Genomic DNA, 25,274 nt, shown 5'->3' on the forward strand with positions numbered 1-25,274 from the left:
GTCTGTATTTTTACTGTTTTTATGTCATTCTTCTGTCTCCCCGGTCATTGGCGCTGTGTCTGATGACGCGGCACTTTCTGATGTCTGCAGGCCATTTTCAGCAATCCATGCGTCTAACTGTTCCTGAACACCGGCAACCAATGTCGGCATACCGCTGGCATCTAACTTATTCCGGAAATCTTCCAGCATTCCTTCCGGGAAACTGATGGTGCCATTGTCATTTTTAACATATGGATAAGACTGACATCTCTGATTTTCCATACTTTCCAGTCTATATTTTTATTAGACGCATTATATTCTGGTTTCACTAAAGAAACTACGTCCCCCTATTCCCCTCGTATAGTAAACTTCTAAGAATTCTCCCCCTCATCCCAATTCCCATCTATACAGTTGATAGTTACATTTCCATATAGATGAATCCTATGGTATGAAATCAGATAGCGTCTGATAGCCTAAGGCACTGCCGACTCCCCATACCGTCTATTTATAGTAAATGACAAAATTATTCTTACTTTGCCTAAATGTCATAATAGCATTAACAAATCGTATTGTTCATTAAAGTAAAGATATTAAAGTCGTTTACTATATTTTTCAGAGCTTTTTTCGCCGGAAGATAGCCACTGAAGAGCTTTTTCAATATTTCTGTTCCAGAAATTCCATTCATGGCCGCCCTCATCCTCATAATAGGTAAGGCTTGCGCCATGGTCTTCCAGGAATTTTTTGAATTTTCTGTTTTTTCCCAGCAGAAAATCATCTTTGCCTACAGCCATAAAAATATCTGTCGGCTGCTGATTTTTTAAAAATAATGTCTCTATATCCATGTCACTTCCCGGAAGTTTCGATACGTCGCCGCCAAAAATCCGATTGTAATAACTTCTTTTTGAAAAATTCACCTCAGCTTCTTCTGTAGAATTTATAGCATCTTCCATAATCAGAGCGCTGGAAAGAGCAATAATCTTGCTGAACGTGTGACTGTACCTCAGTCCATTACGCAATGCCCCGTATCCTCCCATGGAAAGACCTCCGATATATGTATCTTCCCGCCGGTCTGATAAAGGGAAGAAGGCTCTGGTCATTGCGACAAGCTCCTCTCCGATAAATCTTCCCCAGCACTCACAGGGATTGTTATCCACATAAAAATTATTCTGTCCATCCGGCATGATCACAGCCAGACGATGCTCTCTGGCAAATTCCGTAATCTGGGTGCCGTAAATCCAGTCTCTGTCGTCTCCTGTAATTCCATGGAGAAGATATAATGTGGGCAGCGGATGCACGTCTGTAAATGGATATTCATTTTTATTCATAAAAAAGTCATAATCCTCAAAGGGGATCACTGCCGTAAAAGTCACATAACGTCCCAGAGCCGGAGATAAATATCTTGTTGTCGTTATCGCCATCTTTGTTTCCTCCAATATTTTATACCGTACACTCTGTCTTTAATCCGTTTTCCCCCGCAATCTCAACAACGACTGTGTCCCTGGGGGACTTCTTTTTTATAATCGCCAGAGCTCTCCCATGGAAGGTCTCTGTACAAGTTCCATTAAAATTATATAAAGGCTTCGGATTTCCGCTGCCAAATCCCATAAGAACACCGCCGCTGACCCGGGCGCTGATTTTCCATGCAGCGTCGGAAGCCACTGTGCCAGAGCCGTCGCAAATTTTAATATCCACGTAGACAAGCTCACCGCCGTCATCTTTTCCGGGCAGGCCAGGTTCCGGTTCAAGAACAATGTTTCGCTCCTTTTTTGCGGTTTGCAGGGTAAAGCGTCCGATCTCCTCATGATCTTTGTAGGCAATAGCGCAAATTTCCCCCGGTTCATAGACTGTTTCAAACAGCGCGCGCCATCCCGCCGGCGCCCCTGCCGGCATCCGCCCCAGACTTTTGTTATTGACCAGCAGCTCTGTTTCGTCTCCGGGGGCATAGACTTCGACCCGAACCGGCATACCTTCACAGCCGTCCCATGTCCAGCCGCTGACGCCGTCGGTTAATGCCCATGGGGTTTTATGGCATACTCTTCCAAAATTCTCCGGATTCTGTACGGCGATATAGGGATCTGTCCTCAGTCCGAAAACGATTTCCCTGAAATATGAGGCCGGGCGCCTAAATCCGGTAATATCAATATCTCCCTGATAGGAAATCTGAGCTGGGAAATCTGAGGCAAAACCGCCCTTTTCATCGTCATAGGCCACAATTCCCCCACCGGCTTCTCCAAGATAATCCCAGCCGGTCCATGTAAAATCTCCGATAATCTGAGCATGTTTTTCCACCACAGGCCATATAGAGGCAATGGCCGGAGGACATGTCTCACTTCCAACAATAATCCTGTCCGGATAAGTCTCACAGTCTTTCTCATATCGGGTTTCCATATAATTATATCCGGCAATATCTGTCAGGGCAAAGGCCTTTTCCAGTCTTTCAGTGATCACCGGGTGATTAACAACTTCCCGCATATGGCTTTGCATCAGGGTCATAAAATCATTAACATTCCCCTGTGAAGCGTTTGCCGGCTGTCCAAGAATACTCTCTGTAATTTCCTGAACTTTATCTCCGGCAATAAAGGCCCCGTTGACAGCCGCCAGTGTAAAACGAGATGGGTCCAGGGCTTTAACCTTGTTCTGGAGCATCTGACATACTTTCTGCCCCTGGGTCAGGCCAATCTCGGAAATCTCATTGCCGAGAGAATACATAACTACCGACGGATGATTATAATCTTTCCGGATCATGGCTTCCACATCCTGTTCCCAGCAGTGTTCAAAAAACAGGCCGTAGTCATAGCTGGTTTTGCTCCGGCTCCACATATCAAAAGCCTCGTCCATGACATACATGCCTTCCCGATCGCAGGCCCGAAGCATTGCCGAAGCCATAGGGTGATGGGCCATGCGCACTGCGTTAAATCCGGCTTTTTTCAGCATACGGATCTGGCGGAACTGGGCCTGTTCAAAAGTTGCCCCGCCCAAAAGCCCGCTGTCATGGTGGATACATGCGCCTCGCAGCTTCACCGGAACTTTGTTGACACAAAACCCGTCAATGGCGTCTACTGTGATTGTCCTCACTCCGAAAGTTTCCCTGGAAATATCCAGCTCATCCTCATCTTCCCCATCTGTCTTACGGACAAGGCGGATAGTACATGTATACATATTGGGATGGTCACAGTCCCAGAGCATCGGCTCTTTAATGGCAAAACGATAGTTAAATTCACTTTCTTCATCTTCCAGGAGTGTCACCGGGAACTCGCCCCGGGCAGCTTTCCTGCCTGACGGATCATGAATGGTGATGTTAATATGAAAGTTTTCCGTCCGGGCCATCCGGTTTTTTATGGTCATCCCGGCCACAACCACCGCTTTTTTTTGATCCGCATACTCTGTCGTCAGACGTATCTTGCCCGGAACAATATAGGCCTTTCCCCCTTCAAGGAACCACACATCCCTGTAAATACCGCTTCCGGAATACCACCGGCTGTTGGGCATAGCGCCGTTGCGCACAATCACCCTCAACTCATTGTCCCCGCCATAGTTGAGCCACGGGTCCAGCCGCACCAAAAAGGTTGTGTAGCCGTAGGGCATCTGTTTTGCCAGATGCCCATTGATATAGATAAAGCTGTTCATATATATTCCGTCAAATTTTACTGCGATTGTCTGATCTTTCCATGATTGCGGCGCATAAAACATTTTGCTGTAAATATAGTCGCCTCCGTCCCGAAATCCTGTGTTTAACCCGTTTGGGCTGGCGCTGTATGCCTCGTGGATAAGCATTGCGTCATGGGGCACGGTGACAGACTCTGCATCGTCCGGCACAGACCACTCCAGGGCGAAAACATTTTTCTCAGGCCAGAATTTCCACCCATCATTCCATTTTATTTCCCTCATAATGCTTCCCCCGATTACTTATTTTGAGCAATCCAGGCGTCAAGCTGCTCCTGGACAGCGTCCACAAGAACATTCATTCCGGAATTGTCCAGTTTTTCCCTAAACTCAGGGAGCGTTGTGGCCGGGTCGGCAATACCGCACACCAGAGAGGAACTGTACTCTGTAATAACATTGGTTACCGCGGAGATTTCATTGGCATAATCACTGCTGTCAAAGGTAAAGCCAAGGTTTGGTGATTTACGGGCTGTATTGTTAATTTCTAATGATTTTTGGCGTGTATCCGGATCATAATTATCCCAAACATAAGATAAATACTGGTTGCCGATCATAAAACTCATATTTCCATAATATCCCATAGAAGCCGGATCAGCACCTTCAGGAAGACTAATCGTTCCGTCTTCATTTTTAATATAATGAACGCCTTCGATACCATAATCCAGAAGATTGACTATTTGCTCATCTGTGTATAAAAGATTAATAAACTGCATTGCCGCCTCCGGTTCTGTACTTGTTACCGGGATTACCCAGTCAATCTGGCGAATTTTCTGCGATGTGATTGGTTGGCTGGATAAAGCTACCAATGTCATGTCATATCCACAATTCTGTACCGTATCCATAACAGTTCCATACTCTGCTGAAAAAACCATAGAAAAAGCCACGTTATTAGCAATTGCCGTTGTATTAGTCAATTCTGTTGTTGTTGAATCTTTATAAACATATCCTGCTTCATACCATTCATGAACCTTCTCTACTGCTTTTTCATAATATTCGGAATGAAAAACGGATTGAACATTTTCCGGAGCATCATCAAAGCCTACAATATATTCCTGCCAGAACGGCTCATAAGACATAGCATTATCAATAGTATCATACATATAGCCGCCCCATGTTAATATCCCCGTATCCTTTGTTACGAAAACAGGAACCAAATTCGGTTCATTTTCCTCAATCACTTTAAAAATAGCTTCCATATCATCGACACTCTGGATATTTTGTGCCTGTTCTGTCAGACCATATTTTTCCAAAATGTCTGTTCGCATAGCAAAATATGTTGTATTGACATTGTCTTTATAGACAGGAACACCGACAATCTTCCCTTCAATCCGTGTAGTTTCTAAATAATCTGCCGGAAGTGTGTCAAGTATTCCCTGACCATAATCTTCAAGAAGGTCATCCAACGGCATAAGCTGTTTTTGGGCTGCCATGCTTGTAAATTCTGTGGATCCGAAAAAAAACGTAGGCATGGCATCCAATTTTTCTCCCGACGAGATCATAAGATTGATCTGATCGTTATAATTTCCAAGTTCAAAAGTCTGGAGATCCACCATAACATTGATTTTATCCAGGGTAATCTCATTGACAGCGTCTTCCACCATCTGGAGATCCGGGGTGGCATACGTTGTAGGATAGACGACAACAATTTCTGTCGGATCATCGGCAAACGCACTCTGATTCTGAGCGGCCTCTGTTCCAGCGACCTCAGATGCCGCAGAGGTTTCCCCGGCCGTACTTTGCGCCGGCTCTGAGTTTCCGCATCCCGCAGCCAGACCTGAAATCATACACACACTTAAAATCCCTGCCATTACTTTTTGTTTCATTACTTTTCTCCTTCCCGCGAATCTGATAAAATCCGCCGCAAAATCCTTTTAACTGCTTCACCTTCAGTTTTTTATTTTTGATAGACACATCATAGTCTAATTTCATCGGTAAAACAACGTCATTCCTCACCCCCTTTCCTGCATATTTATTTGTTTTTCTGGAATTGCTTTTTGGGGAAGATAAAAGAAAATGCTATATTTTTGCACAAAATATGATATAATTATGTCATAAATAAATCACGTCAAGCTATACGTTCTTTTATATCTCATTTTAAGGAGTTTTTTATGGAAAATTACGAATTAATCCCACTGCCAGGGCAAATTCCGGGAAAACTGTGCCTCTACCGCCTGGTCAGTATTTCCAGACACCGTCACCCTGCCTTTGAACTGCTTTTTATCCTCTCCGGCCAGGTTCGGACCTTTACCGGCAGCCGGGCCATTTTACTGAAGGCGGAAGACATTTTAGTCATTAATTCACTGGAAATCCATGAACTTTACTCTGAAGATGCCCAGATGCTGTCTCTGGAAGTAAACTTTTCAGAGTTTCCTTTCCTTACATCTTATAAAGATGTGACTTTTGACTGCTGCTCCGCCGAAAACACTTCTGATCCCCGCTTTTATCCCATAAAATTTCACCTGGCCCATCTTGTTAAAGAAAGCGGCGGTCAACATGATCTCGGCGCCCTTCTCCATCTAATTGCCATTATCAGCGAACTGACGGAACACTTTCCTTCTCAGACAAAACCTTCCGGGGTTCTCCGCCCGGCCGCCGGAAAAACGCTTGCCCAGATCACAGATTATATCCAGGACAATTACCGAAACAATATCCGTCTGGAAGATCTGGCGGAAATGTTTCATTTTTCCCAGCCGTCCATGTCCCGCTTTTTTAAAAGTCATCTGGGCATGACTTTTTCTGAATATTATAATAATCTCCGTCTGGAGAAGGCCACCGACCAGCTTTTGTCAACTTCCGACTCTCTGACGGAAATTGCCTTTCAGAATGGTTTTTCAGATGCCCGCTCAATGTCTGCTCTGTTTAAGAAAAAATATGGGATTCTTCCGGGAGAATACCGCTCCCGTCACCTGGATTTCATGCCTCAGACCAGATTTATGAATGAAGTGAACTATCTTGCAGTCACTTCATCCTCCGCCCTTGCGCCCCTGGCCCGGTATCTCAAGGAAAATTTTCTGAATGACACGCTAAAGGAAACTTCCGGAAAAGAAAAAAGATTAGATATTGAAAATATTGATATTTCAGCAAAAGGGACGCGCCTTCGCCATACCTGGCGCAATATCTGCTGTCTGGGCAGCGTCCGCGAACTGCTCTACGGGGAAATTCAGGATGTCCTTCGCCGTGTGCAGACGGAAATGCCTTTTAAATATATTATCTTTCACGGCATTTTTTCCGACGATACAATGGTCTACGATGAACTTCCTGACGGCAGGGCGGTATTTTCTTTTACTGTGATCGACAAGATCATTGACTTTTTATTAAGTATCCGTCTCAGACCCCTGATGCAGCTGTCATTTACGCCCTCCGCCCTGGCTTCCGCACCGGACAAGACTAATTTTTTTATGAAATACAATACAAGTCTTCCCAAAGATTATGACCGCTGGACGCTCCTTGTCACCCGGCTCATCGGTCACTGTATTGAGAGATACGGTCTGGATGAAGTCCTCACATGGCCTTTTTGTGTATGGAACGAACCGGATACTACAGTAAAAATGTTTGGTTTTGAACATAAAGAAGATTTTTTCAAACTCTATGAGTGTACTTACAAAGCGGTCAAAAAGATCCACCCGAGGCTGTGGTTTGGCACTCCGGCGCTTATGTTTATTTTAAGCGATCCCCTGGACTGGTATCACTCGTTTTTCGATTATTGCCGTCAACACCAGTGCGTCCCCGAGTTTTTAAACATCCATTATTATGATGACGACCTGACGATGGATGAAAACTATCCATCCGGTTCGGTCTTAAACCGATTATCTCCCGACGAGGAATCTTTTACCCGGTATATCGACCAGATGTATGCGCAGCTTAAAGAATACGGTATCGAGGATCTTCCCGTCTATATGACGGAATGGAATCTGACCGTCAGCCAGAGGAACTATATTAACGATACCTGTTTTAAATCCTGTTATCTTACAGAAAACCTGCTGAAAAACTATGACCGGCTGGAATCTTTCGCCTACTGGTCTATCTCGGATTTTGTCGGCGAGATCCAGCCGTCGTCTCACCTGTTCCACGGCGGCCTGGGTATGTTTACCACCAACGGTATCCCCAAACCGGTCTATTATATTTTCCGCCTCATGTCCCGCCTGGAAGAACGGAAAATTGCCTCCGGCCCCGGATATTTTATGACCAAAAATGAAAATAACCGGCATTTTGTTATGATTTTTTACAATTATACCCACTATAATAAACTGCTGTCCTCGGGAGAATTATTTGATATGACTCTGACTAACCGGTACACCGTCTTCCCTGATCTGGTCCCCTGCCATGTCCAGGCCCATCTGAAAGGTGTTGAAAACGGTACATGGACTATTTGCGAAACTTATGTCAACCGAAATCACGGTTCCGCCTTTGACGCCTGGATTGATATGGGAGCGCCTGAAAATCTCCACCCCAAAGACTATGAATATCTCCGCGACATATCGGTTCCAGGACAACACATCCGAAAAACAGCTTCTGACAACGGCACACTGATCTATGAATGCAGCCTTGAACCTCTGGAAGTGAGGATGGCAGAAATTTCATGGGAAGATCATTATTCCATGTAAATAACTAAGCGAAAACACCGGGAGGCCATCCCGGTGTTTTCGTTTTTTATAATCCCAAATCGAAAATTGACAACTGATTGCTCTGAGGCAGCCCATCAAGAATATGCTGGGCAGCCAGAGTCTCGATCACCGACGCGCCCACGCCGGAACGCTGGCGGATATCGTCTCTGGAAATATATTTTCCGCCTTTGCCCGCTTCATAGAGAAGCTCGCCGGCAGAATCAGCGATGCCCTCAATGGAGGAGAAGGGCGGCCGCAGCTTCCCGTCTTCGATGAGGAATTTTGTGGCGGCGGATTTGTACAGATCCACAGGCAGGAACTCAAATCCTCTGGCGTACATTTCCTGGACGAGACGCATATCCTTCAGCGTCGCTTCCTCCTTCTGAGAAAGCTTAGGGTTCGCCTTATAATTTTTAATATGCCGGTCAAGGACTTCCTTGCCCTGGCACATCAGCTCATAGTTAAAGGATGTGGCCCGGATGCTGAAAAAAGCCGCGTAAAAAGCCAGAGGCTCGTGGATCTTAAACCAGGCAATACGGAAGCCCATCATAACATAGGCCACAGCGTGGGCCTTGGGAAACATGTACTTGATCTTTTTACAGGACCAGATATACCAGTCCGGAACGTCGTGTTCTTTCATGGCAGTCTCCCACTCCGGCGTCAGTCCCTTGCCCTTTCGCACGCTCTCCATGATCTTAAAAGAAAGCTCTGATTCCATGCCTTTGTTAATAAGGTAGATCATAATATCGTCACGGGTACAGATAGCTGTGGAAATGGTCGCTGTGCCTTCCATGATCAGTTTCTGAGCGTTGCCCAGCCACACGTCTGTACCGTGGGACAGTCCGGCAATCCGGGCCAGGTCGGAAAATGCTGTGGGATGGGTATCTTTAAGCATCTGCATGGCAAAATCCGTGCCAAACTCCGGTACACCAAGGGAGCCAAGTTCTGTGCCGCCGATATCCTCAGGGGTGATGCCAAGGGCGTCAAGTCCGTGAAACAATGACAGTACGTCAGGATCATCCAGGCGGATCTTTGTGGCGTCCACCCCGGTAATGTCCTCAAGCATACGGATCATTGTGGGATCATCGTGTCCGAGGATATCCAGCTTTAACAGGTTGTGATCAATAGAATGGTAATCAAAATGGGTTGTTACTGTGGTTGTTGTCATATCATTGGCCGGGTGCTGTACCGGGGTAAATGTGTAAATCTCCATACCCATAGGGAGAACCACAATGCCTCCGGGGTGCTGGCCGCTGGTGCGCCGCACGCCGACACAGCCTTTAGACATACGCTCGATCTCGCAGCTTCTCTTATACATGCCATGATCCTCGCAGTAATGCATGGCGTAGCCGTAGGCCGTCTTATCCGCCAGACCGCCCACAGTTCCCGCCCGGAAGGTCTGACCGTATCCGAAAATAACTTCCGTATAGCTGTGAGCCTTACTTTGGTACTCACCGGAGAAATTCAGGTCGATATCTGGCTCTTTGTTTCCCTTAAATCCGAGGAATGTCTCAAAGGGAATGTCGTGACCTTCCTTGGAAAGGGGCTGGCCGCACACTGGACAAAGCTTATCTTCCATGTCACACCCTGACCGCCCGGAAAAACTTTTCACATAATCAGAGTCAAAATCCACGTACTTGCAGTTAGGGCAAAGATAGTGGGCCGGCAGGGAATTTACCTCAGTAATACCTGCCATATAGGCGGCAAAGGAGGAACCTACGGAACCACGGGAACCTACCAGATAGCCGTCAGCCACCGATTTCCACACCAGCTTCTGGGCAATAATGTACATCACGGCAAAACCGTTGCTGATAATGGAGTTTAACTCCCGCTCCAGACGCTCGGACACAATGGTGGGAAGATTTTCGCCGTAAAGCTCATGGGCCTTCTCATAACAGATGGTTCGCAGGTTTTCGTCAGAATTTTCAATGACCGGCGGACACTTATCCGGGCTTACAGGAGAAATCTTTTCGATCATATCGGCGATCAGGTTGGTATTGGTGACAACCACTTCCTCCGCCTTTTCCTGGCCAAGATAGGCAAATTCCTCCAGCATCTCGTCGGTTGTGCGAAGAAACAGAGGCGGCTGATTATCCGCATCGTCAAACCCTTTGCCGTACATAATCAGACGTCGGTAAAGTTCATCCTCCGGATTGAGGAAATGGACATCGCAGGTGGCGCACACCGGTTTTTCAAACATTTCCCCAAGCTTTACGATCTGGCGGTTAAATTCCCTGAGATCTTCCTCACTGTGAACGTCGGGATGCTTAGGGTCATCAATCATAAACTGATTGTTGCCGATGGGCTGAATTTCCAGATAATCGTAAAAACTGATAATTCTGGCAATCTCTTGAGGCGGACGCCTGTCCACAAGAGCCCGGAAAAGCTCTCCCGCCTCGCAGGCCGAGCCAATGATCAGACCGTCCCTATATTTATTTAAAAGACTTTTGGGAATCCTTGGCCGTCGGGCATAGTAAGTCAGATGGGCCTCTGACACAAGGCGGTACAGATTGATCCGTCCCGTCTCATTTTTCACAAGGATAATACAGTGGAAAGACCGGGCCTTCTGGATGGCATGGACAGACATACTGCTCATGGCGTTTAAGGCGGTCAGGTCGTGGACGTCCATTTTCTTGAGTCGGTCAATAAACTTGACAAAAACATGGGCCGTCGCCTCGGCATCATCCACCGCCCGGTGATGGTTTTCCAAAACACAGTCCATGGCCTCCACCACTGTATCCAGCTTATAGTTTTTAAGGTCCGGCAAAAGGGCTCTGGCGATACCTAAAGTGTCCACCGTGACAAAATCTCTGTCAATGCCCTGCTGCTGACAGTTATAGCGAATAAAACTCATATCAAATTCCGCGTTGTGGGCCACCATCATGCACCCTTCGGAAAATTCCATAAATTCCGGAAGTATCACGGAAATATCCGGGGCGTCCACCACCATGGCGTCATTGATCCCCGTCAGTTTTTCAATCTCCAGAGGAATAGGAACGCCGGGGTTGACAAAAGCGGAAAAGCGATCTACGATCTGCCCGCCCACCACCTTGACCGCGCCGATCTCAATAATATGGTCGTTCATGTAACTGAACCCGGTAGTCTCAATATCAAAGACAACAAAGTCACTGTCTAAACGCTCTCCGTGACCGTTATCCACAATAGGCTTTAGATCGTCCACAATATAAGCTTCACAGCCATAAATCACCTTAAAGGGATTTTTTACCGCCGCCAGTTCCTCCTTTGTTGCGTCAGGATGGTCTTTCTCATACTGTTTTTTGTAGGCTTTATCCAGATCTTCAATGGCATGGTTAGCGTCAGGAAATGCCTGAACAACCCCATGGTCTGTGATAGCAATGGCCGGATGTCCCCAGGCCGCCGCGGTCTTTACCATAGTCTTACAGTCAGCCACACTGTCCATATCGCTCATCATGGTGTGGGCGTGAAGTTCCACCCGCTTTAACGTACATGTATCCATACGTTTCTTTCTGAAATCCGTAATCGTCTTAATACCTACTACGGAGCCAATAGAGATTTCACGGTCATATTTGTCATACACCGCCATCCCTTTCAGCTTTAAAAAGGCACCGGTCTTAACGTTGGCCAAAACATCGGGGAGAAAATCATTTTTCACAAAAAGTTTGACCTTAATAGTATCCGTAAAGTCAGTGATCTTAAAAATGACGATCGTCTTTTCGTTGCGGATTTCACGAGTCTCCACCTTATCGTCCTTTGTAAAAGCAAAGACCTGGCCGTGAATAACCACATCTCCGATCTCGTCGGTAATATCACTGATAGGGGTGATATCGCCCTCAAAGCCCCGGCCATAAAAAATATCTTTATCATCCACCGGCTTTCTGGGCTGGTAGTTTTCTCTTCGCCAGGACGGCTTCTTTCCATCATTCCCCGGATTTGCTCCAAAACTTCCCTTCTGAGCCTGGCCGCCGTCAGCGCTTTTGCCCCCTTCCTGGCTGTCATGAGCGGCACTCTCTTTTTTGGCCTTCTCATAATCCTTGACAATCTGAGCAATCTCCTGATTCAGGGCCTCCTCCGCCATTTCTTTTTGACGGCTCTTTTTCTCCGGCTTTAACTCCACCCGCACATCCAGTTCAAAATCGAAGCGCTCCTGGTAAATGGCAATGAGCTTTGCTTTCACATGCTCCATCTTTGTTGCCGTGATAAAATTATCATCGGAGGTCAGCTTCAGGGAAGAATTATTGACAAACTCCTTCTGTGCCCAGTGAAAAATATTGGCCTCAAGCTCGCTCTCCTCCCGCAGTTCGTCCTCAAAAGAGTCCTCATAGAGGGTAAAAAGCCGCTCCGGGGTATACATATCGGAAAGTTTATAATGTTCGATCAGACGTATCTCAATCTCAGGATCATTAAACATCTGCGCCTTGATCTCATTTTCCACCATATGGATTTTCTTTTTTTCGATGAGATATTCACTTTCAATATGAACTTTCAGCCGTTTTTTTGACCGGGCGGCTGTGACCTTATCTATGGTCACCCGCTCAAACAGATCGGTCAGCGGGCCGTTTAATTTCAGATCAGGAAATACCTGAAAAAAGGGTGTACTCATTGAACATCTCCCCAGTGATCCAGCTCATATTTAAGAGCGTTTAACAACTGATCTTCCGGAAGCTTTTTCACAATCTGCCCTTTCTTGATCAGCAATCCCTCGCCTTTACCCCCGGCAATGCCTACATCCGCCTCTTTCGCCTCGCCAGGTCCGTTGACAGCGCATCCCATAACCGCCACTTTAATATCCAGGTCATAAGACTGAACCATATTTTCTACTTTATTGGCAAGGCCGATGAGGTCAATACAGGTCCGTCCGCAGGTGGGACAGGAGACAACCTCAATGCCTCCTTTGCGCAGTCCAAGGGCTTTTAAAATCAGTTTAGCCGACTTCACTTCCTCCACCGGATCTCCGGTGAGAGACACGCGGATCGTATTTCCAATGCCTTCATAGAGCATAATGCCGAGACCTACCGCCGATTTAATATTTCCGGAAATAATAGTTCCCGACTCTGTAATACCAATATGAAGAGGATAGGATGTTTCTTTGGCAATCAGCTCATGGGCTTTCACGCACATCATTACATCGGATGATTTAATGCTGATCACCAGATTATCATAGCCAAGATCCTCAATGATACGGACTTTGTCCAATGCGCTCTCTACAATCCCCTCCGCTGTCACATGTCCGTATTTTTCAATAATGTGTTTTTCCAGAGAACCACTGTTGACACCTACACGGATAGGGATATTTTTCATCTTCGCCGCGTCAACCACAGCTTTAATCCGATCCATACTGCCAATATTTCCCGGATTAATCCGGATCTTGTCCACCCCGTTTTCAATGGCTGACAGAGCCAGGCGGTAATCAAAATGGATATCCCCCACCAGAGGAATATGGATCTGCTCCTTAATGTCTTTAATAGCCTGGGCTGCGTTCATATCCGGCACAGCCACCCGGACGATCTGACATCCGGCGTCCTCCAGAGCATGGATCTGGGCTACCGTTGCCGCCACATCCTCGGTTTTTGTATTGCACATGGACTGAATGGCAATAGGATTATTCCCGCCAATCTTCACTCCGCCAATATCTACCACCTTTGTATTTTCTCTGAGCATATCAACACTCCCTACTTCTATAAAAAATCCATCCGAAAATTATATTCCGGACATCCGCCATACAGTTTCTGTTACTGTTCACAGAGGAACAGCGACTTGTCTTACCTATTATACATGAAATTTTTCTCAGGAACAATACCCGTGAACAGCGATCCCGGTCTTTTCTACAGCCGTTCACGATCTGACCGTTACACTTTTCTCTCATTGACACAGGGTCCATAAAACTGCTAAAATACAAGTGATTTGCCATCGCTAAAAATAAGAGAGAGAGGATACACCATGGATACACTGAAAAAATTCATCCATTATTACAAACCCTATAAAGCGGTTTTCTTTATTGACCTTATATGCGCTGCTATTATCAGCGTTGTGGATCTGATCTACCCTCAGATTCTGAGAAGCGCCACTAATTCTTTGTTCACTCAGGGCCGGGACGTTATTATGAAATCTCTTCTTCCCCTGGGTATTGGAATGCTTATCATGTACATCATTCAATGCCTGTGCAAATATTATGTCAGCTATCAGGGACATATGATGGGCGCCAATATGGAGCGGGATATGCGCCAACAGCTTTTTGACCACTATGAAAAGCTTTCTTTTTCCTACTACGATCAGAATAATTCCGGCCAGATGATGAGCAAGCTTGTGTCCGACCTTTTCGACATTGCCGAGTTTGCCCATCACGGGCCTGAGAACCTGTTTATCTCTCTCATAAAGATCATCGGTTCTTTTATTTTCCTGTTTCTGATCAACTGGCGGCTGGCCATTCCTCTGCTGATCCTGGTGGTCATTATGTTTATTTTTTCCTTCACACAAAACAGCCGTATTCAGGAAACCTTCATGGACAACCGCAGAAAGATCGGCGAGGTCAATTCCAGCCTTCAGGATACACTTGCCGGCATCCGCGTGGTGCAGTCCTTTGCCAATGAAGACATTGAGCGCCATAAATTCAGAAAAAGCAACCAGGCTTTCCTTATGTCCAAAGACGGCAACTATAAGTGTATGGGAAAGTTTATGAGCTGGAACTCCTTTTTCCAGGGAATGATGTATCTTGTCACATTAATCTTCGGTGGATTTCTCATCGCCCAGGGGCAGATGGATGTTGCAGATCTGGCCATGTACGCCCTGTATATCGGCATTTTCATCAGCCCTATCCAGATCCTTGTTGAGCTGACGGAAATGATGCAGAAAGGTCTGTCCGGCTTCCGTCGCTTTATCGCGGTCATGGAGACAGACCCGGATATTGAGGACGCCCCCGATGCAAAACCTTTGACCGATGTTAAAGGGGAAGTTACCTATGACCATGTGTCCTTCCATTATTCCGACGACGACACCCTTGTTCTCTCGGATGTGTCCTTTACTATCCCTGCCGGGGAATCTATCGCCCTTGTAGGGCCATCCGGTTCCGGCAAGACAACCATCTGCAATCTGCTGCCCCGCTTTTATGACATTACCGGCGGCCGGATCACCATTGACGGCAAAGATGTGAGCAAGCTCACATTAAAGTCCCTGCGCAGCCAGATCGGTATTGTCCAACAGGACGTATACCTGTTCTGCGGCACTGTGAAAGAAAATATTTCCTACGGCAAGCCGGACGCTTCCATGGACGAGATCATTGAGGCAGCTAAAAAGGCCAATATTCATGACTTTATCATGTCCCTTCCCGACGGCTATGATACCTTTGTGGGCGAGAGGGGCACACGCCTGTCCGGCGGACAGAAGCAGCGTATTTCCATCGCCAGGGTCTTTCTTAAAAACCCGCCTATCCTTATTCTGGATGAGGCCACAAGCGCCCTGGATAATGAGAGCGAGCGCTGGATCCAGAAAAGCCTGGAAGATCTGTCCAAAAACCGTACAACCATCACCATCGCCCACCGCCTCTCCACCATCCGAAACGCCGATGAGATCCTTGTAGTATCTGACAACAAGATCACAGAGCGGGGCACTCACGATGATCTGATGAAACTTAACGGTATTTACGCCCACTATTACCAGATGCAGTTTGAGCGGTAATTTATGAAGTCAAATGGACGCGCGAGCGCGTCCGTCTGGCTCGGTGCCCGCAAAAATAAAACCCAGAATCGGGATGACTTTTGCCGTCCCTGTCCTGGGTTTTTTCTTCAAATATCTTTTACAATATCCTCATATGTGATTAACTCCACGTTTCCCATGACGCTGGCTTTTTGACGGCAACCTGCCGTAAAACCAGCCTTTGAGAAAAGAAATAATCTTGTGTTTTTATAAGTAAATAACTGGCTGCGATACTCCAAAGTATCCAGTACCCCCGTATCGACTTTACTGTTTGTCCACTTGCACTCGCCAAAAAGAGCATTTTCCCTGTCCTGCTCCCCCATAATATCAATTTCTGTCTGGCTACGCGCTGCCGGATCAGTCCCCCACCAACGGCCAAGATCTTTGAAATCTACAGGGCACCGCCCATCCATCAGCAATTTCCAAAGATATTGCCGGCAGATATCCTCAAAAATTTTTCCCATATAATCTGCCAGAAGGGGTTCGATCCTGCGGTAAGCCAGATCAACGGCTCCCCTGGCTATGAGAGAATTATTTTCCGGAATAAATCTGTACCAAAAACGGAACATATTGTCATCAATACAATAGACTGACTTTCTTGAATTTTTTTCCCCATAAGGCGTCTCTTTTTGCACAAGTCCCAGCCCGATTAAGTTTTTCAGATAGGTGGCGCACACACTTGTACTTTCCCCTACTTTTGTTGAAATTTCTGCCATCCGGGACGCGCCGCCCGCAATAGCGGTAATGATGGCATTGTACAAGGCAGGTTCACGGACTTCCTGTTTCAGAAGATTTTCCGGTTCCTCGTAAATGGATGAAATAGGATTTAAAAATGTATTTTTTATATTGTCCTCCACGCTTAGCCGACCATCCATCATAAGCAGATATTGAGGCGTTCCTCCCACCATGCCGTAAATCAACGCCCGGTCTTGGGGCGTAAAATCTTCCAGATATTGGTAAACATTGAAAAAATCAAAAGGAAGGATCTTCATCTGAGCAGTCCGCCGGCCGTATAAAGGCGCTTTATACGCCAGGACATGATCTTCCATATAGGACATGGAGGAGCCGCAGAGAATCAGCATCAGCCTGGAAGTATTTTTGTACTTGTCTATGAGAAGCTGGAGTGTGGACGCAAGGCTTTCCTGCGATCGGGCAACATAAGGATATTCGTCAATGACTAAGATAAGGCGCTCATTTTGCGCCATATTAAATACATACTCTAAAGCCGCCTGAAAATTTAAAAAGGACGTCTCCAGTGACATACCTGTGCCAAATTCCAGAATACTTCTGCTGAAATTTTCCAGATTCTGTTTGGCGTTGCTCTCCACCCCCATAAAATAAATCGCTTTTTTATCTTTAATAAACTCATTGATCAGAGCTGTCTTGCCGACCCGGCGCCGGCCATAAAGCACAACAAACTCAAACTTGCCTGAAGAATATAATTGACTCAGCGCCCCAAGCTCCCTCTCTCTGCCAACAAACATACAGGCCCGCCTCCTTCTCTGACTTTATGATTGCAAATTTACAGGAATCTTATAACAAAAATTGTGCCCATCCTCCGGAGGGTTCACTATAAAAATAACATAAAAACACTATTTAGTCAATTTAACTTTACTAATTTATACTTTACTAATTTACATCTGACTAATTTACAACTGACTAAATATGCAAAACCCAGGATCGGGATGACAAAAGCTATCCCTCTCCTGGGTTTTATCGTTTTTTATTTATACACGGAAAAATCAAAAGGCTTAATGGTTCCCAGATCTCCTGTCGTAGTCGGCGGACAAATGGTCAGCCGGTCTCCATCAGGCGTATCCACATATGCGTGAAACCAATTGGAAATATCATAGGAAACCGCTTTCACATCATATCCTACCCGTTGTCCGATAGATACCAGAAGTTTTGGAGAATTTGCGGAATTTAACCTGTGATTTTGCCAGATCGTTCCATTATCCGCTAATGTAGGCGCTTTCCGGTAAGTGCCGTCCTCTTTTTTGACAACTTCATCATATGTATACCGGCCGTTGCTAAATTCTCCTCTGACGATGGCATAAAACTTTTCTTCCGGCGTCATATCCGGCTTTGTATAAGTATCCACAAGACTGTCAATCCACTGATCATAGGCGGTCTGATAATCCTCACAGGTAAAGTTCAGCTTCGCATCAGTGATACAGTGATTTTCCGCCGTCTTCCATCCTTTAAAAGCGTATTCCTCATAGCAGCCCTCTTTAATCTCTTCGATACTTACTGTATAGCTGCCTGCATTTTTCATGCTGAGTGAGAAAAGATAACCGCCCTCTACCTTATTGGGAAGTCCTGTGACAAATTCTCCTTCTACAGATACATCAGAATACTCCATACCCACAACAGAATGTTCTCCGTTGACAGTGACAGAAAATCCTTCGCTGCTTGGATTATCTGTTTTAATATAAATATTAACAAATGAAAAGTTGTTAGTAGTGTACAGCGGCTTATATTTGTTTACAATAAACATCTTGTAATCATACTTCTGCTGATAGGACGGATCCTCCGGCTGCTGAGCTTCGCCCTGGCACACTGAACATGGACCGGACGCTTTAAAATCCACAGAGCTATAATCCTCGGTACCGGCACTGATGCCGTACTGGGCACACAGTTTTTTAAACTCATCGCTCCCTGTAAATCCGGAAAAGACATGGCCTTTAGTGCCGCCATTGTTAAGGACATTCACCCATCCGGCCTTCCCGGCGGCATCGGAGTCTCGGCCGAAAAACACCTTATACATATACTCTACAAAATCTTCATTGCAGAGATTTTTAAGCACAAATTCATTGCTGAACACAAAACCGTATGCTGTCTGGGCGCCGGACTGGCCGTTAATAATCGTGTTGACCCAACTATTCAGTCCATTGCTGTCCGGATTTCTATCCAGGCATACGTTGTACAGACGGGTGACAAAATCAGACACAGTCTTGTTTTTTCCCCCGCAGATCTGGCAGTCACCGGTAAGAACAAAAGCAGAACTGCTCCAGTCGCCATTGCCACGGTTAATGCCGTAACTCTGACAGATCTTTGTAAACTCATCGCTTCCCACAAAACCGTTAAAAATAGTGCCTCTGGAATCCCCGGCTTCGATGCGGGCCAGCCATGCGCTCATTCCCGCGCTGTCCGGCTCACGGCCTAAAAAGCAGCGGTAAAGGCTGGCAATATAATCAGTGTTGCAGGGATTTTTTGACTTAAATTCATTGCTAAAGACAAAACCATAGGCAGCCTCGGCCCCTGTGTTGGCTCCGCTTTTAAGCTGATTGACCCAGGCGTTAAACCCTGCCGGATCCGGGTCACGGTCAAGACAGATATTATACAGGCGGGTAACAAATCCTTCCACACCAGTGTTTTCCTGGGCCCGCACCGGGAGAACATGAATACAGCACAGCAGGATCAACGCCATCACTGCCACAGACAGATGGCACAGATAACGTCTGATCCTGCCGCCCTTATCTATTTTATAATTCATTCTCATTCTCTCTCCTTAGTCAAATACCCCGCAGCAAGCTACGGGGCATCAAACTTGCAGCGCAGCAGAGCTGCGGGGTATTTGACCCTCGCGGCAGTCGCCAAATGGACATGCAAGCATGTCCGCTTGGCTCGTTGCCCGCGGGAATAAAACTTAGCCGCAGGGCATGTCTGCCACACCCCTGAAAATCAGATCAAAATATCTGAAAATCAGCGATATGACAGCCAATCCCTGCGACAAATTTTATGTATTATTTTACAATTTTATAGTAATTATCCTTCTTTGGGATCGGAGCCGGATAATCGCCGGCAGGATAACCTAAGATACAGGAACCGACACCAATGTACTCGCCTTCATAGCCGCACTCTTTTAACAGCTCTTTTCCAAGATCTGTCTCAAAAGTCTGACGGATACGGTTGATCCACCGTGTTCCAAGGCCGAGAGCATAACCGGCGTTAAGCATGTTGCCGACAACAAGGCTGCCGTCCTCCACAGGATCGCCAACGCCCTTCTGAGCGCACACAAGGATGACTGTAGGAGCGCCGTAGAAAGGATCAAAGCCTTCCGGTGCGCCTGCGATTTCGGCATTAAGTTTTGAAAGCTTTTTAATCCACTCCGGATTCTGAACAGCGATAATAATCGGTGACTGTTTGTTTCCTCCCGTAGGAGCGTTCATACCTGCCTTGATCACTTCCATTAATTCGGCGTCACTGACCTGCTCCTTCTTAAACTCTTTGACACTGCGGCGGTTCTGCAGGTCCATTACTGTTTCTTTCATAGTCAATACCTTCCTTTCATAAAATGGATGTCAGAGTTACCGTTCACTCTGTGAGCAGTAACATATCAGACAGTTTTCTGACATCATATATTTATACAACCGCGGCATAGGCGGCGTATTATCCCTATAAATCACATAACAGTTCATCCCGCCCATCCCTGATGGTTGAACTGTTACTAAATCACAACATTCCGGCCATCTCAAAAGCTTTATAAAGTCCATCGTTTTCAAGAGTATCTGTGACAGCATCAGCAGCAGCTTTGGCGCCATCGGTGGCATTGCCCATGGCGATTCCCAGGGCCGCCAGACGGATCATCTCCACATCATTTTCGCTGTCACCCACAGCCACCACATCCTGAACACAGTGTCCGGAGACTTCCAGTATACTCTTAATTCCCTCCGCCTTATTGGCTGTGGCCATGGAGAGTTCTCCGCCAAACTTTCTCGGATTGGGAAAAGACAGGGGTACCACATAGAGGAGATCTTCCCACAGTCTTTTGACATCATCATTCGAAAAAGTGTCGCTAAAATACAATATCTTTTCCACTTGTTCCATGTCTCCGGCTTTAGATACAACGCCGGGAATCTGTGCAAGTTTCGCAGCGGAATTGCCAAGAAGCGCCTGAAGTTCTTCCCCAAGCTTTAAAAAATCCTCTGTCTGACTTTCCACAATACAGCTTTTATCATGACACTGCATCTCAATAACACAATCATTTTTCAGCATCGTCTCCGCGATATCCAAATACAATTCCTGGGGGAAATACACATGTCGGATACATTTTCCTCCGTAAATCACATAACTTCCGGAAGCGGAAATGATTCCGTCAAATCCAATGTCGATGATCCTCTTTTCAATCTCCTCCACCGGGCGCCCGGAACTTATACAGACCTGATGTCCGTTAGCTCTGGCTTTTTGGATCGCATTCACGGCGCTCTCTGGAACGGTCCCATCAAAAGCACGTATAGTTCCGTCAATATCTAAAAACGCGATCTTGCTCATGAATGTTGCCTCCTTTTTTCCGTCCGCCTTTTCATGCCATCAGCGATCGGTGAAATTTTCCGAAGCCTCCTCCTGCATCAGCCGGTAAAAGCTTCCGAGATATTGTATCTCGTCCTCACTTACGATCATAAAAATGATCTTTCGTATATTCCGGTTTTGCTGCCAGGTTGTCACATACTTGCAGACCACACTAGTCATCACCGTGGACTGGCCATGGCTGCCAATCATATATATAAAAAGACATTCTGTACTTAATAAAATATAATAACATTTTTCCCAGCATATAGTCAATAGCTGGTTCACAAGGTAATTGCCCCGAAGATTTTCCTCCATCAGTCCAAGGATCTGTGACAGTTCCATACGGCGCTCAACAAAAAGCTCAAGCCCAGAATGTCTGAAATAATGTGTCCCTTTAGGCGGATCTGGATACATATAGCGGTTGACCAGAGTATCTACACATTTTTCAATATTCTCACAGGCTGTACGCTCCAGCAGCGGTGAAATTGTCAGAACAGGAATGGGATATTCCCGAAAAGCATTCATACGGGCCGTTGTCAATATCAGAGAAGGCTCTACGCTGTCGATCTTTTGCCGGTCATAAATAGGAAAAGGGCCCTCGATGGTCATCCGGTTTCCATAGCGGATCCGGATTTCGTTAATAAGATAATGGGACAGTCCATAATTAAAATGGCTGACAAGAACCGCCCGGATCCTGCCCTTTGTCTCCTTCCTGGCAACACTTTGCCAGGCGTCGCAAAGAAAAGGAAGCAGATAGTCTTCATCGTCCTCACTCATTCTGACGCCGCAAAGGTCTTTAAGGCGGCGGCACAGGTAATGACACAGATCCCCGATGAACGGATAACGCATCCTCAGTTCATCAATAATATACTTACTCTGGGTCTGGACTGAAACCATACTGTTCATCAGCGCCTGAATATGCAAAATAAAATCATTACGAAAATCTCCCGCAAGATCCAGAGGAATATGATACTTATCACGGATCTCGCCCATAAGAAGATCCGCAAAATTCCCGCAGCATCGGTCTGTTTTCCCTGCCATGGCCTCCTTATTCTCATCAGTAAAATTCAGGATCACCAACTGGCCCAATATATTCTCCATCCATCGGTGTTCGGATACATCTGCACTAACCTTCCATTCCCGTTCCATACATTCCCAGAACATATCCACCGCTTCGAAAATCCGGCGGGCCTGGTGAAGATGAAAAGTCTGGCCGTCAATGGCTGATGGAAGGATATGTCCCTCTATAAGCCGGGTACGGGCAACAGCCGAGGCGATAAGAATATAGATCATGCCGAAATCATCCACAAGAATATTGTTGCGGCGCAGGATATCTTTCCATGTTCTCCTGAGCATGTCCAGAGTTTCCGGCGACATGAGCTGATCTTCCAGGATGATCCCGTCTCTGGAATCATAATCCCAGTTCTCGCTGTAAAGGCGGACCATAATATTGCGCCGCTTTACTTCATCATCGTCCAGACGGATTCTGTTTCCCTCCCGCAACACAGTCAGGTAGGGCTCATGTTCACTGATACGGTTCCTTATCTCCCGGATATCATTTTCCAGGGTAGTATGGCTGACAAAAAGATCGTCTTCCAGTTCCAGAAGATCACACCATTCAGATGTGCGCGCTAACTTCATAATAAGGAACTTAATCCGGTCCTCACGGGTCAGCATACCGTTATTGGAAGAAAAAAGTTCATGGAAAACTTTGCGGCTGCCCACTTTCAGAGCATAGCCTTTTCCACGGACCGCAAGGATCTCCAGTTGATGCTCGGCCATCTTTTCATTAATTTGTGTAATATCATTGCGCACTGTCCGCTCGGAAATCCCCAGCTTTAGCGCCAGGTCTTTGCCTGTAATCATACCGTGTTCACAGTTGAGCAGATACAAAAGCCTCCGCTGCCGGTCATGGAGTCCGTACTTTTCCATGTCCAAATCACCCCTGTCTATTTTAACACACTTCCGGTGATTTTCGTATAACATAAATGCACATTTTGTAAAGTTTGTAATCCTATTCAGCCATGGATCTGGTTTAATAAAATGCGGTGCAAGTTTACTTGCTGAGCATTTTTTATTAAACCAGATATACGGCGTTTAGCCGCAACCGAGGATTCAGCCCCGAAACGGGGCTGTTGAGCAGCGTTAGCTGCGGGAATCCGAGGTTCCATGGCTGAATAGAGGCAGTTTATTACAGCCATCAGGGAAGGGACGGGATGGTTTATGCTTGCATAAGGGCCAGCCCGTCCCTTCCCTGATGAGCAGAGCGCCAGATAATGAGCAAAGGAGCGGCGCAAGCCGCGGGTCAGCGCGCAAGCGCGGCTTTGCGAATGGCGCGGGCTGAACTGGTTTTATCTCACTCTCCAGCCATGGATCTGGTTTAATAAAATGCGGCGCAACTGAAAAAAAGCCTGGCCTTCCGCGAATTTTCGCAAAAAAGCCTGGCTTTTTATTTTATGAGTTGCCCGACAAATGGGCATGAGACACGGATTGCTCCGTACTTCGTACTCCCGCAATCCTAAAAACACCTCAAATCCGCTCATTTTTCTGCGAAAAATGACTGCTTTTCGGTGTTTTGCGCGCCACAAAGCCATGCTTGCCTGCGCAAGCGCAGCCCGCATGACCTTTTGTCGCTTGTCTCATTTTATGATGTTGAGGTCAAATTAAAATTTGACCTCATGATACCACGGAGGGTTTATAGTAATCGCCAAATATATTTGTCGTTTACTATAATTATGCTTCCTCCCACGGGAACAGAACAACTTTGATGGCTTCGCCGGTTCTTGTCAGCTCAATACCTTCGTTAATCTTGTCCAGAGGCAGACGGTGTGTAATAAAGCTCTCTGTTGGGAATGTATCAGAGATGGCCAACTGGAAAGCTCTCTTGGACTGGCTGTAAGAAGCACCGAAATGCCCTTTGATCCACAGATTGTTGTAATGGATGTAGTTTGTATCCAGTTCTGTCAGAGATCCCTTTGGAACACCGCCGAAGAATACGACGATACCGCCTTTTCTTGCCATGAAAATACTCTGAGCCTGAGCGGAGTTGGATGGGTTAGCGGAGATAACCTTATCAGCGCCCTTGCCATCGGTAAGTTTGCGAACAGCTTCAATAGGATCTACCTTCGCGCTGTTGATGACTTCATCTGCGCCAAACTTCTTAACCATAGCAAGACGGGTGTCATTAATGTCGATCATGATCACTTTCTGAGCGCCGCGGATCTTTGCGAGCTGAGTCATAAAACATCCGATTGGGCCAGCGCCGATAATAACAACCGTGTCATTATAGCCAACGCCAATGTTCTCTTCACAGGCAAATACAGAAGTTAAAGGCTCGCCAAGACTTGCGGCGTCATAGCTTACGCCTTCAGGAATCTCATAGATTCCGCCATATTTAATCTTTTCACCGGAAACGGCAACGAACTGAGCGAATCCGCCGGTACCTGCAAGTTTTGCGACATGCTCATTTCCACAGTTCTCGCTGTGACCGCTGATGCACTCGTCACATTCCATGCAATATGTACCTGGGAACAGGAACAGACGGTCGCCGACTTTGTATTTTGTTTCATCCGGTCCGATCTCATCAACAACGCCAACGATCTCATGGCCATAGATGAAGGGGTAATCTCCCTTTCTGGAATCACTTGTCAGGTTACGGATATCTGAACCGCAAAGGCCGACAGCCATGATCTTTAAAATAAGGCCGTCTTTAGGGCATTCCGGTTTATCTACCATCTCAACACGCACATCATTTGGTCCGTACATTAACGCTGCTTTCATCTTCATAATAAAAGACTCCTTTCCACAATACATACAATACATTTTAGTTCTTCACTTTCAGCAGCCATCTGCCTGACCGGCAGGATCTTGGCGCTTTGCCGGGAGCTTTTTGCCTGCCCCCTTGCTATGGTTATAGTTTAGACAATTTCCTTCCATTTTTCAAACAGGGAATTACCACTATCCTCCGGCAAAAGTTACTTTGAAATCCTCCCTGCCCTCTGTTAGTATAGAATAAGAATACTGGGAGAAAATGCCTTTTTATCCCAAGAATTGGCAGACTTCCGT

Annotated in this window: 14 protein-coding genes; 2 read left to right on the forward strand and 12 right to left on the reverse strand. The window is 46.3% G+C overall.

What is annotated here, in order from left to right; all coding sequences use genetic code 11:
* Positions 1-24: 24 nt before the first annotated feature.
* The 4 genes from HNP82_RS01035 to HNP82_RS01050 all read right to left on the reverse strand — a co-directional run bounded on the left by HNP82_RS01035 (position 25) and on the right by HNP82_RS01050 (position 5,465).
* A complete protein-coding gene (locus HNP82_RS01035) occupies positions 25-261 on the reverse strand; it encodes a DUF3502 domain-containing protein (protein WP_183770484.1) in 237 nt (78 codons plus the stop codon).
* A gap of 308 nt (positions 262-569) precedes the next feature.
* Positions 570-1,397, reverse strand: coding sequence for an alpha/beta hydrolase (locus HNP82_RS01040; RefSeq protein WP_183770486.1), 828 nt, complete (start codon positions 1,395-1,397; stop codon positions 570-572).
* Positions 1,398-1,416: 19 nt separating this feature from the next.
* A complete protein-coding gene (locus HNP82_RS01045) occupies positions 1,417-3,867 on the reverse strand; it encodes a glycoside hydrolase family 2 TIM barrel-domain containing protein (protein ID WP_183770488.1) in 2,451 nt (816 codons plus the stop codon).
* A 14-nt stretch (positions 3,868-3,881) separates the two neighbouring features.
* Positions 3,882-5,465 (reverse strand): ABC transporter substrate-binding protein, encoded by a 1,584-nt coding sequence (locus HNP82_RS01050; RefSeq protein WP_183770490.1) that lies wholly within the window; start codon positions 5,463-5,465, stop codon positions 3,882-3,884.
* Positions 5,466-5,750: 285 nt separating this feature from the next.
* On the opposite strand from HNP82_RS01050, the gene HNP82_RS01055 reads away from it, so the two are divergent.
* Positions 5,751-8,246: a GH39 family glycosyl hydrolase gene (locus tag HNP82_RS01055; protein WP_183770493.1), complete on the forward strand. Its 2,496-nt coding sequence runs from the start codon at positions 5,751-5,753 to the stop codon at positions 8,244-8,246.
* A gap of 46 nt (positions 8,247-8,292) precedes the next feature.
* Here the strand turns inward: HNP82_RS01055 and HNP82_RS01060 are convergent, their stop codons facing one another.
* Complete coding sequence (locus tag HNP82_RS01060; RefSeq protein ID WP_183770495.1) at positions 8,293-12,828, reverse strand: PolC-type DNA polymerase III; 4,536 nt, start codon at positions 12,826-12,828, stop codon at positions 8,293-8,295.
* Positions 12,825-13,886, reverse strand: a complete 1,062-nt coding sequence (ispG, locus tag HNP82_RS01065) for a flavodoxin-dependent (E)-4-hydroxy-3-methylbut-2-enyl-diphosphate synthase (protein WP_183770497.1) — start codon at positions 13,884-13,886, stop codon at positions 12,825-12,827. Before ispG ends, HNP82_RS01060 begins: the two co-directional genes overlap by 4 nt.
* 279 nt (positions 13,887-14,165) lie before the next feature.
* Here ispG and HNP82_RS01070 point away from each other — a divergent pair, with 279 nt between their 5' ends.
* Positions 14,166-15,899: an ABC transporter ATP-binding protein gene (locus HNP82_RS01070; RefSeq protein WP_183770499.1), complete on the forward strand. Its 1,734-nt coding sequence runs from the start codon at positions 14,166-14,168 to the stop codon at positions 15,897-15,899.
* A 107-nt stretch (positions 15,900-16,006) separates the two neighbouring features.
* Here the strand turns inward: HNP82_RS01070 and HNP82_RS01075 are convergent, their stop codons facing one another.
* From HNP82_RS01075 to HNP82_RS18545, 6 genes are all read right to left on the reverse strand, one after another.
* Entirely contained in the window at positions 16,007-17,401 is a 1,395-nt protein-coding gene (locus tag HNP82_RS01075) for an ATP-binding protein (RefSeq protein ID WP_183770501.1), read from the reverse strand.
* A gap of 239 nt (positions 17,402-17,640) precedes the next feature.
* Complete coding sequence (locus HNP82_RS01080; protein ID WP_183770503.1) at positions 17,641-19,413, reverse strand: DUF4214 domain-containing protein; 1,773 nt, start codon at positions 19,411-19,413, stop codon at positions 17,641-17,643.
* A 250-nt stretch (positions 19,414-19,663) separates the two neighbouring features.
* Complete coding sequence (locus HNP82_RS01085) at positions 19,664-20,191, reverse strand: nitroreductase family protein (RefSeq protein ID WP_183770505.1); 528 nt, start codon at positions 20,189-20,191, stop codon at positions 19,664-19,666.
* A gap of 181 nt (positions 20,192-20,372) precedes the next feature.
* A complete protein-coding gene (locus tag HNP82_RS01090; protein WP_183770508.1) occupies positions 20,373-21,191 on the reverse strand; it encodes an HAD hydrolase family protein in 819 nt (272 codons plus the stop codon).
* A 39-nt stretch (positions 21,192-21,230) separates the two neighbouring features.
* Positions 21,231-23,141, reverse strand: coding sequence for a BglG family transcription antiterminator (locus HNP82_RS01095; protein WP_183770510.1), 1,911 nt, complete (start codon positions 23,139-23,141; stop codon positions 21,231-21,233).
* An 801-nt stretch (positions 23,142-23,942) separates the two neighbouring features.
* Positions 23,943-24,995 carry a zinc-binding dehydrogenase gene (locus HNP82_RS18545; RefSeq protein WP_243164595.1) on the reverse strand — a complete coding sequence of 351 codons (1,053 nt, stop codon included), beginning with the start codon at positions 24,993-24,995 and terminating at the stop codon, positions 23,943-23,945.
* Positions 24,996-25,274 lie beyond the last annotated feature (279 nt).

It is taken from the genome of Catenibacillus scindens, from assembly GCF_014202115.1.
Classification (GTDB): Bacteria; Bacillota; Clostridia; order Lachnospirales; family Lachnospiraceae; genus Catenibacillus; species Catenibacillus scindens.

Excerpts from the sequence above, each read along its gene's own strand:
- HNP82_RS01035 (WP_183770484.1), bottom strand. The coding sequence starts at position 261 with ATGGAAAATCAGAGATGTCAGTCTTATCCATATGTTAAAAATGACAAT.
- HNP82_RS01040 (WP_183770486.1), bottom strand. The coding sequence starts at position 1,397 with ATGGCGATAACGACAACAAGATATTTATCTCCGGCTCTGGGACGTTAT.
- HNP82_RS01045 (WP_183770488.1), bottom strand. The coding sequence starts at position 3,867 with ATGAGGGAAATAAAATGGAATGATGGGTGGAAATTCTGGCCTGAGAAA.
- HNP82_RS01050 (WP_183770490.1), bottom strand. The coding sequence starts at position 5,465 with ATGAAACAAAAAGTAATGGCAGGGATTTTAAGTGTGTGTATGATTTCA.
- HNP82_RS01055 (WP_183770493.1), top strand. The coding sequence starts at position 5,751 with ATGGAAAATTACGAATTAATCCCACTGCCAGGGCAAATTCCGGGAAAA.
- HNP82_RS01060 (WP_183770495.1), bottom strand. The coding sequence starts at position 12,828 with ATGAGTACACCCTTTTTTCAGGTATTTCCTGATCTGAAATTAAACGGC.
- ispG (WP_183770497.1), bottom strand. The coding sequence starts at position 13,886 with ATGCTCAGAGAAAATACAAAGGTGGTAGATATTGGCGGAGTGAAGATT.
- HNP82_RS01070 (WP_183770499.1), top strand. The coding sequence starts at position 14,166 with ATGGATACACTGAAAAAATTCATCCATTATTACAAACCCTATAAAGCG.
- HNP82_RS01075 (WP_183770501.1), bottom strand. The coding sequence starts at position 17,401 with ATGTTTGTTGGCAGAGAGAGGGAGCTTGGGGCGCTGAGTCAATTATAT.
- HNP82_RS01080 (WP_183770503.1), bottom strand. The coding sequence starts at position 19,413 with ATGAATTATAAAATAGATAAGGGCGGCAGGATCAGACGTTATCTGTGC.
- HNP82_RS01085 (WP_183770505.1), bottom strand. The coding sequence starts at position 20,191 with ATGAAAGAAACAGTAATGGACCTGCAGAACCGCCGCAGTGTCAAAGAG.
- HNP82_RS01090 (WP_183770508.1), bottom strand. The coding sequence starts at position 21,191 with ATGAGCAAGATCGCGTTTTTAGATATTGACGGAACTATACGTGCTTTT.
- HNP82_RS01095 (WP_183770510.1), bottom strand. The coding sequence starts at position 23,141 with ATGGAAAAGTACGGACTCCATGACCGGCAGCGGAGGCTTTTGTATCTG.
- HNP82_RS18545 (WP_243164595.1), bottom strand. The coding sequence starts at position 24,995 with ATGAAGATGAAAGCAGCGTTAATGTACGGACCAAATGATGTGCGTGTT.